The organism is Rhizobium sp. 21-4511-3d, from assembly GCF_053522545.1.
In genome coordinates this window covers 17383-30682 of the sequence record NZ_JBNWCF010000024.1, presented here as the reverse complement: position 1 = coordinate 30682, position 13300 = coordinate 17383, and the positions used below count along the sequence as shown (strand labels likewise).

Annotated in this window: 3 protein-coding genes; all 3 read right to left on the bottom strand. The window is 63.5% G+C overall.

The features are described 5' to 3' along the window. Positions 1 to 2 precede the first annotated feature (2 nt). The 3 genes from ACQZ5H_RS31400 to ACQZ5H_RS31390 all read right to left on the bottom strand — a co-directional run bounded on the left by ACQZ5H_RS31400 (position 3) and on the right by ACQZ5H_RS31390 (position 13226). Positions 3 to 2480: a calcium-binding protein gene (locus tag ACQZ5H_RS31400; RefSeq protein WP_449100062.1), complete on the bottom strand. Its 2478-nt coding sequence runs from the start codon at positions 2478 to 2480 to the stop codon at positions 3 to 5. Further along, on the bottom strand, positions 2477 to 4240 hold the full coding sequence (locus tag ACQZ5H_RS31395; protein ID WP_449100061.1) for a type I secretion system permease/ATPase: 1764 nt from the start codon (positions 4238 to 4240) through the stop codon (positions 2477 to 2479). The genes ACQZ5H_RS31400 and ACQZ5H_RS31395 overlap by 4 nt, the downstream gene beginning before the upstream one ends. A gap of 70 nt (positions 4241 to 4310) precedes the next feature. Continuing rightward, positions 4311 to 13226: a peroxidase family protein gene (locus ACQZ5H_RS31390; RefSeq protein ID WP_449100060.1), complete on the bottom strand. Its 8916-nt coding sequence runs from the start codon at positions 13224 to 13226 to the stop codon at positions 4311 to 4313. Positions 13227 to 13300: the final 74 nt, after the last annotated feature.

Below are 13300 nucleotides of genomic sequence, written 5' to 3'. Positions count from 1 at the left end.
CTCTACACACTCTCGACGATGACAAGCAGATGGTGACCCGTGAGATTGATGGTCATCTCGTAATGCTCGTCCTTGTCCATATCGACTTCGATCAGCGTCTGGCTGAGCTCGTCCGTTCCCTCGTGCCGGACGCGGATCGGCAGCGGCGTGGCATCAGCCTTGTCGCCGTAGATGTCCTCGAAGCGCTCCTCGATGCCGTCGAGCACGTCCTCGAAGATCTTGTATTTGGAGATGTCGATGCGATCGCCGACCATGAAATCGAGGATCTGGTGGACGACATCGGCGCTGCTTTCGCCGGCGGGGACGGTGAATTCGAACGTATCGTTTCCATCGCCGCCCGAGATGACGGCGGCGGTCAGTCCCGCCCGGATGACATCTTCGCCGGAGCCGGCGACGGCCTTTTCGAAGCCCTCGATAATGTCCTGGCCGACTTCGAAACCGGTCGCCTTGCCGCTTTCGAGATCGATCAGCACGCCATGGGCGGTCTGCGAATAATCGATCGTGTCGTCGCCATCGCCGCCGTCGAAGACGTCGTCGGCTTCATCGGCCCGCGCTTCGACCGTGTCATCGCCATCGCCTGCGAAGAGAAATTCCTCGCCGTCGCCATCGCGCAGGACGTCGTCGCCGTCGCCGGTCTTGATCACCTCAAAATTGCTGATGCTGTCCGTGCCGATTTCGGCGCCGCTGGCATTGGCGGCGACGAGATCGACGACGACGGAGAGGACCGCCGCGGAATAGTCGAGCGTATCGACGCCTTCGCCGCCGTCATAGCTGTCGGCAGCCCAGTCGAAATCGCCGGTGACGGTGTCGTTTCCTTCGCCGCCATTGACGAGATCGGTACCGGCGCCGCCGCTTATCTCGTCATCGCCGGCATTGCCATGCAGCTCGTCGGCGCCATCGCTGCCGGTGAGCGTATCGTCTCCTGATCCGGCGCGGACGATCTCGAAATCGGTGACGGTGTCGCAGCCGATCTCGCTGCTTTCGGCCTCGCCGGAGACGAGGTCGATCGCGACGGCCTCGGCAAGGGCGGAATAGTCGAGCGTATCGGTTCCGGCGCCGCCGTCATAGATGTCGTCGGCCTGGTCGGCATCGCCGGTGACGGTATCATCGCCATCCTCGGCCTTGACCGTATCGGCGCCCTGGCCGCCGCTCAGCACATCGCGGCCGGTCCCGCCTGCGAGGTGATCGTCGCCGGCGCTGCCGAGGACAACGTCGTCGCCGTCGCCGCCATCGAGGCGGTCGTTGCCGTCTTCGCCGTCGATGATGTCGTTTCCGGCATCGCCATAGAGCTGGTCGGCACCATCGCCGCCACGCAGCAGATCGGCATCGCCGCCGCCGCTGAGGAGGTCGTCGCCGGCCTCGCCGAAGAGGCTGTCCCGGCCGTCTTCGCCATAGAGCCGGTCGTTTCCGGCGCCGCCCCAGATATGGTCGTCGCCGAGGCCGCCAAGCACGATGTCGTTGCCATTGCCGGCAAAGATCGTGTCATTGCCGCTGCCGCCGAGGATGTGGTCGTTGCCGTCTCCGGCGCTGATCACGTCGTTGCCGCTGCGGGCATCGATATTGTCATTGCCGGCGAGGCCTTCGATATCGTCGGCGCATGCAGTTCCGGCGATCAGGTCGTCGCCCGATGTGCCGGTGATCGGTGGTGCCTTGACGACGGAGAAATGCGCCGTCTGCGAGACCAGGGCACGGCCGTCGCTGATCATGTAGGTGATGGTGACCGGGCCGAGACCGGCGGCGTCGAAGCTCCAGCCGCTGGCGGTCTGGACGAGTTTTCCCGAGGACACGGCAATATCCTTGATCGACAGCAGGTCGCCATCGGGATCAATGCTGCCGCGCAGCAGATCGGCAAGGCCAATCAGCGCCAGGCCGCAGCCGGAGATATCGGCGAGTGTCACCGGGCCGTTGGTACGCGGAGCGCGGTTGACCGGTTTCGCCGTTGGTTCTGCGTTCGAAGAACGATCAGCGCCGCCTGCGCGCGGGCCGGGATCCGGCTGGACCTGGCGCGGCCCGGTCCAGGCATTGTCGTTGGAGGCGTGGAAGGAGGCGGAGACGCCGCCGAAACTCTTCAGCAGGGACAGGCTCGGCAGGTTCAGCCGGTTGAACTCGATGGCGTCGGAATCGGTGAGCGCATAGCTGACCCGGTTCTTGTGGCCGGAGAGCACGACGCCACCCGGTTTGCCGCCGGAGTAGGAGCCGCCGATCTCTTCGTCGGGCATGCGGACCACGGCGCCCGCGGTCTCGACGTCGATCGGCGGCAGATCGCCTTCGTCGCTGGCGGGGCGGCGCGGATCGGGCTCGCCGCCGCGTGGGGCTTCCTGCGGGCTCCCGAGTGCGCTTTTCAGATAGAGCGCAAAGCCCGTCAGCAGCAGGGAAAGGAAGACCGGGACGCGGGACAGCTTGTCGTCACTTTTCAGGACGTAGCGGTCGTGCGGGTCTTCTTCGGTCTTTGCGGTTTTGGTGCCTTTGACCTCGATCATTCTGACATCCTCGCGGTGATGCGTGATCCAAGCTGCGTCATGGCGGCCGGCCGGCTGCCGGTTTCGGCGGCTGCGGGCTTGAGGATCTCGTCCTTGGGTCCGAAGGCCACCATCTTTCCGCTCTGGATGACGGCGACCATATCGACTGCGGCCAATGCGCTTGGCCGGTGAGCGATGACGATGGCAATGCCGCCGCGGGCGCGCACGGCCTTGATCGTCTGGGTCAGCGCCGCTTCCCCCTCGCCATCGAGGTTGGAGTTCGGCTCATCCATGACGACGATGAAGGGATTGCGGTAGAGTGCGCGGGCAAGGCCGATGCGCTGGCGCTGCCCCGCCGAGAGCGAGACGCCCTGTGGCCCGAGAGCCGTGCGATAGCCCTCCGGCATGCGCACGATCATTTCGTGGATGCCGGTTGTCTGGGCTGAATCGACGATCGCCCGGGCATCGACCTGCGGCTCGAGCCGCGAGATGTTTTCCTCGATCGAGGCATCCAGCAGCGCGACATCCTGCGGCAGGTAGCCGATATGCTGGCCGAGATCGTCGTCCGACCACTGGGTCAGTTCGGCGTCATCGAGCCGGACACTGCCGCGCAGCGTCGGCCAGACGCCGGTGAGTGCCCGGGCGAGCGTCGTCTTGCCGCCGCCGCTCGGGCCGATGATGCCGAGCGCCTGCCCGGCGGCAACCTCGAAGCTGACCTCGCTGAGCAGCACGCGGCCGGAGCCGGGGGCGGCGATGGTGATCTTCTCGACCTTCAACGAGCGGCTGGGGGCGGGAAGCGCCATCGGCGGCTCGGCGCCGGCAAGCGCGATCACGGTTTCCTTCAGTCGCAGAAATGCGGTGCGGGCGGCGACGAAGCCTTTCCAGTTGCCGATCGCCAGATCGACAGGGGCGAGCGCCCGGGCGGAGGCAACGGAGGCGGCGATGATGGCGCCTGCCGAAAGCTCGCCCTTGATCGTCAGCCAGGCGCCGAGACCGAGCACGGCCGATTGCAGGATCATGCGCAGCACGCGGGAGATCGCCCCGAAGGTGCCGCTGATGTCGTTGGTGCGGGTCTGCAGTTCGAGATGATCCTGGTTGGCGCGATTGAAGCGCTCGACGGCCCGCCCGGCAAAGCCCATGGCCTTGAGGATATCGGCATTGCGGGCGTTGGAATCGGCAATCGCGTTGCGCTCGATGCCGGATTTGTGCGTGGCGCTCGCCAGCCGCCGGGTCATCAGCTCGGTGATGATCGTCAGCATGGAGAGCACGAAGGCGCCGGCGAAGGTCAGCGCACCCAGATAGGGATGCAGCATGTAGACGAAGATGAGATAGAGCGGCATCCAGGGCAGATCGAAGAGCGCCACCGGGCCCTGACTGCCGAGGAAGGAGCGCACGGTATCGACATCCCGGCCGCGCTCCAGCGCTTCGGCCGTCGAGAAGCCGAAACGCGGCATGTCGATTGCCACCTGATGGGCGAGCGGGGCAAGACGGCTGTCGAGCCGGGCGCCCATGCGCACCAGGATTTGCGAGCGGATGATGTCGAAGAGGCCCTGGAAGAGGTAGAGGCCGATGGCGAGCGCCGAGAGGCCGAGCAGCGTCGGGACACTGCCGCTCGTCAGCGCACGGTCGTAGATCTGCAGCATGTAGAAGGAGCCGGTCAGTGCGAGAATATTGATGGCGCCGGAGGTGAAGAAGAGGAACACGAAAATCCCTCTCAATCCGGATGTCAGCTTCTCGACCTGTTTGCGCTTGGCTCCGGTCAGCGGGTTCTTGGGGCGCATGTCGTTCACCACTTCTTTGATGACAGGAATTCAGGTGCGCCGGGTTTTCCGGCGCACCTGACGTTTCGGATCAGAGATTGAAATCCGAAGTGGTGAGGTTGTGGTTCCCCTTGATGCTGAGGCGCAGCTCGGCGCTGCTGTCGCCATTGACGCTGCCCTGGACGACCGTGTAGTCGCCATCGGCGCGGACTTCATGCGTGACGATCAGCTGTGCGGCGCCTGTCAGCGTCGAACCGTTGACCAGCGTGAAGGCCTGGTTGCCGGCAAGGCCGCCATTGGCGTCGGTGGCGCTGAGATCGATCTTGTCGCCGGGCTGGAAGCCGATAATGGTGTCGCCATCGGCATCCTTTTCGGAGAGGAAGACGAACCTGTCGTTTCCGGCGCCGCCGTCGAGAATGTTGGCGGCGGCATTGGCGGTGATCGTGTCGTTGCCGGAGCCGGTGACGACATTCTCCATGCCCCAGAGCGTATCGGTGCCGGATTGCGTGCTGGAGGCGCTGCCCCGGCCCATGAAGCCGCTGCCGAGATCGACATTCAGATTGGCGGTGATCGCCGCCAGATCCAGCGTGTCGCTGCCGGCGTCACCGTAATAGGTGTCGTCGCCGTCACCCGCTTCGGCCACGAAGAGATCGTTGCCGTCCCCGCCATGGGCGGTATCGTTGCCCGTACCGGTCTGGATCATGTCGTCGCCGGCATCGCCGAAGACGCGGTCGGATCCGGCGTCGCCATAGAGCATGTCGTTGCCATCGCCGCCCAGCAGATCGTCGTTTCCGGCGCCGCCGAAGACCATGTCGCTGCCGCCTTCGGCATTGAGGAAGTCGTCGCCATCATCGCCGCGGATGATATCGGCACCGGCGCCGCCGGTTGCCACGTCATTGCCCGCGAAGCCGACGATCGTTTCGCCATTCGCCGTACCGAGGAGAACGTCGCCTGCTGCGGTGCCGGCGATCATGGCGCCTGTCGTTGCTGCCGGCGGGGTTGGAGTGGTCGGCGGTGTCGGCACCGGCGGTGTGCCGGCATCGTCTTCTTCCTCTTCGGCCGCCGCACCCTCACCATTGAACTGCGGCAGCCCGCCTTCGCTGGTGAACTGGATGCTGTGCTCGCCATTGGTCATCGTCGTCACGCCGTTTGCCCCGGTCGTGATCTCGTAGTCAGCGGCGGTCGTGCCGGCGGCGAGCTCGATGACATCCTGCGGACGCAGCGTGCCGATGATCGTGTCGTTGCCGCCGTTGGAGCGGAAGACGATGCGGTGGGCGGAACCAAGCGCCGAGATATCGATCGTATCGTCGCCTGCGTCGCCATCGATGGTGATGGTGTTGAGACGCAGGCTGGTCGTCGAGAAGTCGCCGACGATATTGAAGCTGTCGGCCCCTGCGCTGCCGGATGTGCCGGAGGGATCGACACCGTTGATGCGGATTTCCTCGATCTCGCTGAGTTCCGCGATGACGGAGGCATTGTTGCTGCCGTTGCGGGTGACGACGATTTCGGTCGCGGCATTGAGGTTTGCCGCGACATTACCCGCGACCGCCAGCCAGGCTGCCCTGGTGTAGATCGTGTAGGCCTCGGCCGTGGCATTGCCGTTGATGACGAAGGTGTCGCCTGCGGCTCCTTCCGTTCCGCCATTGACGATATCGCGGCCATCGGTGGCGCCGGAAGCATTAGCATTCCAGATAACGGTGTCGTCGCCGGCGTCGCCGTTGATGGTGTCGACGCCAAGGCTTCCGGTGGCGGTGATCGTCAGACTGTCGATGTTGACGCTGTCGCCGGTTTCGAGGCTCGAGGCCACGAAGCGGATGGCGGCATTGGCGGTGAATGGTCCGGTGCCGAACAGGCTGAGGTCGATCGTTCTGGTCGGCACGGTGTTGGTTCCATCGTTGATGGTATCGACCTGGACGAAGGTCACCCCGTCACGGGAGAAGAACACCCCGATCGAGTCATCGCCCGTATCCAGCCCGCTCTCGACGATCGAGTAGCTGAGCGTAGCGGTGGTCGCACCGGCGAGATCCACGCTGCGCTGGATTTGCGCCCCGTTGAAATCACCGCCGTTGCCGCCGATGAACTGCAGGACATTGTTGTTGCCGGCGTCGATGCGGATCTGGCCCGTAGCGACACCACCGCTGTCCCCGCTCTCGATCCAGTCGGGATCCCAGGTGGTCGTGCCATTGGTGTTGCCCTGGCTCTGAGTTTCGAAATTGTCGGCATAGTTCACAGACGTGATGCCAAGGCCGCCGCTGAGCGTGTCGTTGCCGTCGCCGCCATTGAGGGTATCCGCACCCGAACCGCCGTTGACCACGTCGTTGCCGCCATTCGCGTTGACTGTGTCATTGCCGCCGAGCGCGTTGATCGTCTCGGATGTGGTTCCCACTCCGTTGAGCGTGTTGGCGGCTTCGGTCCCGGTGATCGTGCTCGTCGGAGCTGCCGCCGCCAGCGTGAAGTCCGTGGCATCGATGGCCCCCGTGTTGCTCCCGTTGATCAGGATCGTACCCTGGATAGTCGAAGACGCTCCGTTCTCCCGGATGGTAATGAGCGTGTTGGCGCCGGAGGCGGATTCGAATACGCGGTTGGCGAAGTTTGCCGCCGTGATCCCGAGCCCGCTGAGGTCGATCTTGTCCTGGTTGGCTGCGGTGCCTCCGGCGCTGTCGAAGCTGTTGATGGTGTCAGCGCCGAAGCCTGGTGCGTTGTAGACAATGGTGTTGAAGCCACCACCAACATCGATGGTGTCGTCGCCTGCCCCGCCGATGATCGTATCGTTGTCGTCGCCGCCACTGATCGTGTCGTTGCCGTCGCCGCCATCAAGCAGGTCATTGCCGTCATCGCCATTGAGCGTGTCGTTGCCACCAGCGCCGAACAGCTGGTTGGCTCCGCCATTGCCGTTGATGACGTTGTTGAGAGTGTTGCCGGTGCCCCTGACAGCAGCGCCGTTGAGGTCCAGATTTTCGAGATTGGCGCCGAGCGTATAGTCGATGTCGGATTCGACGCGATCGGTGCCGCCGACGAGGAGATCCGCTGACGTTTCCGTCACGACGTCACCGGCCTCATCGACCTGATAGATGTCGTTGCCGTCACCACCGATCATCGTGTCGGCGCCGAGGCTGCCGTTGAGCGTGTCATTGCCGGCGAGGCCGCTCAGCGTGTCGGCGAGATCGCCGCCAGTGATGATATTGTTACCCGCATTGCCGGTGCCGACGAACTGGCTGGCATCGGCGCCAAGGAAGGTCAGGTTTTCGACATTGGCCATCGCCGCGATCGAAAGTTCGGCGAGGAAGGTCTCGACCGTATCCGTGCCTTCACCTGTGGCTTCGACAACGACGTCGAGCAAGTCGTCGACGCCGTAGGTATCGTCGCCCACGCCGCCGACCATCGTGTCGGCGCCGATCGCGCCTTCGAAATCGTCGAGGGCTGCATTCAGACGGTTGTCGAGATCATCGTTGCCGGTGCCGCCGACCAGAAGATCGTCGCCGAGACCGCCGACAAGATCGTCATTGTCGCCGCCGCCGAAGATCAGGTCGTTACCGCTGCCGCCGGTGATGGCGTCATTATCAGTGTTTTCACCGGCAATGAGGTTGTTGATCGTCGAGGCAGACAGATTGACGGTGCGTGTACCGCCCGTCGGGTCTGCCCGGCTGATGGCATAGTCGCCGACCAGCTGGTAGCCATTGAAGAAGGCGCCGTTGAAGTTGATGAGTTCGACGCCGGTTTCCGCATTGGCGCCATCGAAGTGGTTGGCGACGGTAATCCTCTGGGCTACCGAGCTAGCGCCATTCGGCAGACTGTAGTCGATGACGAGATCGCCATCGTTGTTGGTGCCGTTATTGTCCACCACATTCAGCGCGGAGATGGTGTAGATCGGCAGGCCATCCACATCGGTTCCGGTGACTGGCGCCAGGATCGAGATCTTGTCCGCGGTGCCGCCGCTGGTGGCCGAGACGCCTTCATTGATGACGTCGGTGCCGTCGCCGAGCGAGAAGGAATAGGTGTCGTTGCCGAGGCCACCGTTGAGGGTATCTACGCCGACATTGGCTGCAGGCACTGTTGCGGTGATCAGCACGTTGTCGATATAGAAATTGTCACCGTTATCCCAATTGCTTCCGTCTCCTGTGGTGCGGAAGCGGATGGCCGATGTCGCGCCAATCTGGCTGGCACTCAGGGTGGCAGCAAAATTGCCCGCGCCGTTTGTCGTAGTGCTACCCAGTATCCCACCAAAGCTACCGGTGGTGAGTGTTTCCCAAAGGCCGCTCACAACATTAAGCGCTTCGACAATCACGCTCTGGTCCGCGCCAAGATCGTCGTCCTCATAGTTGAAGGTGAGCACTGCCGACGTTGCGCCCGTCAAATTGACGGCGCGTTGGATAATTTCACCTCCATCAACATTCTGATTGAAGCGCAGGCGGCCGCCGTTGATATCGATGTCGCCGTTAGCAGCCGGATTTGCGCCCCCACCGCCACCGCCGTCATTGGTTTCTGTCCAGCCTCCGTTGAAATTGGCGCTGCCGGCATTGCTGGTATATGTCTGAGCGCCGAAGGTATCGGAATAGGTATTCGTCGCCGTTGTGCCGCCAGCACCACCAACGAGAATATCGTCCCCGGCGAACCCGTTCAGCGTATCTGCCCCGGCAAGGCCGAGGATCAGATCGTCGGTCGCGGTTCCGTTCAGCGGCACGTCGCTATTCGCTGTCCCGACAATGATGTTGAGTGCGCCGCCCGTGGCAAACTCCACCTTCTCGATGTTACGCAGCCGGTCGCTGCCGTCGATTGCGTCTTCGACCGCATGGGTGACGATGACCTGCCCGTCCGTGGTGGCCGAGAAGGCGTATTCGCCGCGGTCGCCGCGGAAGATGGCGGTGTCGGTATCGGCGAGGTTGTCCGCGCCGGCCGTGGTGATTTCGCGGATGATCTGCAGCTGGCCGGGGTTGATCCTGCCTTCGAACATCCAGGCAGCGAGCGTCTTGGTAACAGACGCACCGTTGACGACAAGCGTGACGAGGCTCGTCATGCTCTTGATGTTGGGATTGCCGGCAATTTCCGTTCCGGTCGGGCCGTTGTCATTGAAGCCACTCATGATGCCGATGCGGACGTTCAGCCACTTGTCGCCATCGATGATGTCGTCGCCGCCATTGCCCTGGATCCTGTCGCTGCCGTCACCGCCGAGGATGATGTCTCCACCGGCAAAGGAGGTGACGCCCGCCCCGAGGACGGCCTGCAGGCCTGAGATCAGGGCGATGCCCTGGGCATCGAGCACGCTGCCGAGATAGCCGCTGGCGCCGCCGTTGTTGAGGCTCGCGCGGTCGGCCGCCACGTCTTCGGTGCCGCCGAGCTCGTCGGCGAACCTGGTGCCTGACAGGCCTTCCATCGACTCGTATTCGTCGAGGGCGGCGTTCTGCGGCAGGGTCGGAGCCTCGTCGAAGACGATCGGGCGCGACAGGTCGGCATTCACGCCGAGCGTATTGTCCTTGTAGGTCGCCCAGTCGAAACCGGACATGCCGGCCATCTTGCCGCGGCCGGCACTGCCGACCATGATGTCGTCGCCGCCTTCGCCGATGAACTCGTCGAAGCCGCCGTCGCCGAGGAAGACGTCGTTTCCGTCGATGCCGTCATGGGCGAAGATTTCGTCGAAGTTGTCGCCGGGGGCGCCGTCGAAGGTCCCGGTTTCGATCCAGTCGTCGCCCTCGTTGCCGAGGATGCGTTCGGCATTCTTGTTGCCGTAGATGAAGTCGTTGCCGGTGCCGGCGAAGACTTCCGAGCCCATGTCGGTGCCGAGGAAGATGAAGTCCTGGCCGTCATTGCCCATCACAAGGTCGAGGCCCGGGCCGGCATGCACGACGTCGTGGCCCTTGCCGGCCTTGATGTTGTCGTCACCGCCGCTGTCGACGATGATGTCGTGGCCATCGCCGCCATTGATGATGTCGTTGCCGAAACCACCTTCCAGCCGGTCGTTGCCGGCGTCGCCGAAGAGCGTGTCGTCGCCGATGCCGGCGATAAGCGTGTCGTCACCGTTGGTGCCGCCGAGGACTACGTGGTCGCCGCCGGTGTAGCGGAGGTAGTTGGCGTCGGCGCCGGCGGTGGCCGGATTGTCGCGAATGACGAGAGGCGTCAGCAGGCTGGTGCCGAGAGGATCGATGCCGCGGTTGTCGGCGCTTTCATTGACCACCGTATTCGGATCGTCCTCCAGGATGCCGTCAGCGCCGGCATCTTCGCCAAGGCCGGGATTGTATTGCTTGGTACGGTCGACTTCGAGAATGAGGCCGGGCGTCGAGAAGACGTCGGACGGCAGATGCGTCGCGTCGGTATTGCGCATGATCATCGCGGCGAAGGAGTTGTTTTCCATTTCACCGAAGAGGTGCAGTCCGTCGAGGCGTTGCAGATAGTAGAAGCGGTCGCCGTTCTGCAGCTTTTCCATCTGCACTTCGAAGACGAAGTTGAAGGTCGAGCCGAGCATGCCGCCGAAGGGCATGATCTGTTCGGCAAGGCCGCCGATCCAGAGATCGACGTTTTCAAGGCCGCCAAGCGAGCCGCCGGCATAGGCGCCTGTAGCGTTCAGGAAGTCGAGCCGGTCTGTCGGCACGACGACCCCGCCCGTGGAGACGCCGGTGATGATGGTGAGCGCCGCGTCGCGCTTTTCCTGTAGCGTATCGGCTCCGGTGATCAGCTCATGTGTGCCATAGGCGGCGATGAAGTTGATAATCGATGCCTCGTGCTTGAGGTGACCAGCGAAGTCGACCCAGCTCTCATAGGGCTTGAGCAGCGAGTCCTCGTTTGTGGCCTCATAGAAGGTGCGCCGCGCCTCGTTCAATGAGGGCACCCCGGTGTCGCGTCCGCGGGCGAGGTTGATCGTTGCAAGATCGAGCGGCAGGCCGAGCAGGTTGTTGCGCAGCGCCGTCGTGACGAACTCGTCAATCTCGTTGCCGACCTGCCGGGTCATGCCGCGGACAATGGCACCAGCCGCAATGTCGTCGGTGATCGAGTGAGCAACGCCGGTGTCGCCGCCGTCGAAGGCGAGCGGATTGAGGAAGCCTTCGATCAGGCCGATATGATCTTCGTTGAACGACGGATCGAAGCGGTCGATCGACTCGGTCAGCATCGAATGGCCGAAGCGGTAGACGACGTGAGCGAACTCGGCGACGATCGACGGGTCGATGGTGGTGTCGAAGCCATCCGGCACCAGGAAGACGTTGATATTCGGCTGGATCTTGCGCGCGAACTCTTCGAAGACGAGATGCTGGTACTGCATCTCGGTGCCGAACTTGGCTGCCTGGAACAGGCGCTCGCCATCCCAGACCAGTGTTGCGATCTGTGCGGGCGTCGGCAGGGCAACCAGATCGACTTCCAGCCATTCGTTGATGAAGGTCAGATCGTTGCTCGCCAGCACCGTGTCCTTGGTGTGCTGGACGAGCCGGTTGTGCTCGGCATGGAAGACATGGTGGACGGCGGTCAGGCCGATATTTTCGTTGACGCGGCCGTCGCCGGCGATGAAGTGCGCGTCCAGCAACTCGTTATCATATTCGGTATCGCCATTGCCCGGGTTGCCGAGGCCGATGGTGATGTCGCCATCGGCGATCTTGCCGATCGGCACAGCTTCGTGCGCGATGTCGGCGAGGAACGCGCTGGCGGTGCGGATGGCGCCCGTCGTCGAGACGCCTTGTCCGCCGTTGGCGGCCGGATTGCCTTCGAGTACGACGTCATCGGCCGTGTTGGGGATGCCGTCGGCGCCGATCCCGAGGATGATCTGCGGGAAGCCGTTCGGACCGGGAATGAAATTGCCGTAGGGGTCAGTGCGCAGCAGCGGCACGGCGCCGACGTCCGCGTCCGTCAGGTTGATGCCGAGCAGCGTCTTCGCCTGAGCTTTCACTTCGCCCCAGGTGGCCATGCCGCCATTTGCGCCCTCGATCAGCTTGCCGGTCGCCACGGGGTCGCCCGCGGCATTGAGCTGATACTGGCGCAGGAAGACCTGGTGCGATGCATGTGAGGCATAGGTCTGGTTCTGGTCAACATAAGAGGTCGTGGTGTTGACGGGGCGCACGTCGTCGGTGGTGCCCATGATGCCGTCTGCGCCGGGCGAAACCGTGGCGCGGGTCAGCACCATGAAGTTTGTATGGCTGCCTTCGACATAGAGCGGATCATCGGGCGCCAGAGGGATGAACACCGTGCCGCTGCCGCCCTTGTTGATCAGGTCGAGGCCGTGATCGAAGAACTGGCCGAACAGGGTGAACCAGGAATTGAACGGTGCGGAGAGACCTTCATCCGGCGCGACGGCGGGGAGGTAGACATTGTCGCCCTGCATGGTGATGCCGAAGGGCTCAAGCGCCGTGTCGCGCACCGTGCGGGCCTCTTCGAGAGCGCTTACTGTCAAGGCATGGGCTGCCGTGGCCTCCGCCAATTCATCCAGCGCTGTCTGCTCTTCCGGGGTCGGCGTGTTGTTGGGATCGCCATCGCCGAGCGCATCGGCCGCAGCCTTCGCGTTCTGCATCGCGACGCGCGCCTGGTATTCTGCATCCGAAGCCGGCTTGAACGTCTGGTAGATCGCCGTAACCAAGGGGAGATCAGTCATCGGACTTGCGGCGCCGGCCCGCTCAAGTGCGGTCAGGATCGCGGCCGGATTGCCGAGGGTCTGATCGACGAGCAGGTTGGAAATCGTGCGGAGGCTGGAATCGAAGACCAGCGAATTGGGATTGTTCGATGGGTTGTAGTTGGGTGCCGTCGGCATCGCCGGAGCCGGACCGTTCGGGCCGTCGGGATCGAAGGGCGTGCCATCAGCGGGCCGGTAGATCGGCGACATCAGTTCAGGGAACTCGGCACCTGCGGCGCCCCACATTTCCTGGCCGGGCAGGAGGTGGTTGTAACTGCCATCGACCGTGCGCAGGCCCCAGGCGACGTTGTACGCCGGGATCAAGCCGTCTTCGCCGTAGAGCGTGGCTCCCGCGGAATGCGCCTCCGCAATCTTGATCTGCGCCAAGATGAAATCGAGATCCGAGCGAATATAGGTGACCATGTTACTCTCCCCTCCGATTGCATTGGAAACGTTATCGTTTCGCCAATGCTTGATCCCCAGTGTGAAATCGCAGG